The organism is Paraclostridium dentum (assembly GCF_012922555.1).
Classification (GTDB): domain Bacteria; phylum Bacillota; class Clostridia; order Peptostreptococcales; family Peptostreptococcaceae; genus Paraclostridium; species Paraclostridium dentum.
Genome location: NZ_WIPK01000078.1, coordinates 1 through 654 on the forward strand (window position 1 = coordinate 1; position 654 = coordinate 654).

The window sequence follows — 654 nt, forward strand, 5'->3', positions numbered from 1 at the left end:
ATACATAAACAAAGGGAAAGATAATCAATGACGACGACTACGACGATGACGATGATGAAGAGCTAGAGAGGTGATACGTCCTTGATTAAGGTGAAGTTGTAGCGACTGACGCCATTGTAGACACCATCAGTATGCTGACTAGTAACAACCTGGCCGTCGGACATCCTGTCCTCCCGAGTGTAAGAGTAAGGAATTTTGCAGGTGCCCTTGGTGGCAGAATATTTAACTACCATCGTACTTTTCGGTGGCACGGTAACATTGGCCGTGACCGCCAGCGATGTTGTAATGGTTTTGGCAGTGCCCCACTCGAAAGGCTCCTTCGTTATGTGGGAATGGACGGTGATGTTCCCTACCCCTGTGATGAAGGGCAGGTCAGCTGAGATGGTTGTTTTCGCCGCCCCTTCCGTGGTCGAGCCACCGTTGAAAGTGTAGGTTTTGTCGTCCGTGTACGACACGTTGATAGACTGAGCCGCCTCCTGATCCGAGTCGTTGGTGGCCGAGACTTGGCTTAACACCTCAGGCGTCTCGTCGGAGATCTGAGCCTCGTCCAACTTAAACACGACATCAAAGATACTTGTCTCGTTGATAGATGCCATGTCTTCTTCTCCAGCAGAAAAGTGTGCACAGAAGTCTGTTGTTTCCTCCACAATCTAT

1 protein-coding gene is annotated in these 654 nt (G+C 49.8%); it reads right to left on the reverse strand.

Translation table 11 applies throughout. The annotated features are described in order from the left end of the window. Positions 1 to 62 precede the first annotated feature (62 nt). Positions 63 to 596, reverse strand: a complete 534-nt coding sequence (locus GFJ41_RS17840) for a hypothetical protein (protein WP_170075988.1) — start codon at positions 594 to 596, stop codon at positions 63 to 65. Positions 597 to 654 lie beyond the last annotated feature (58 nt).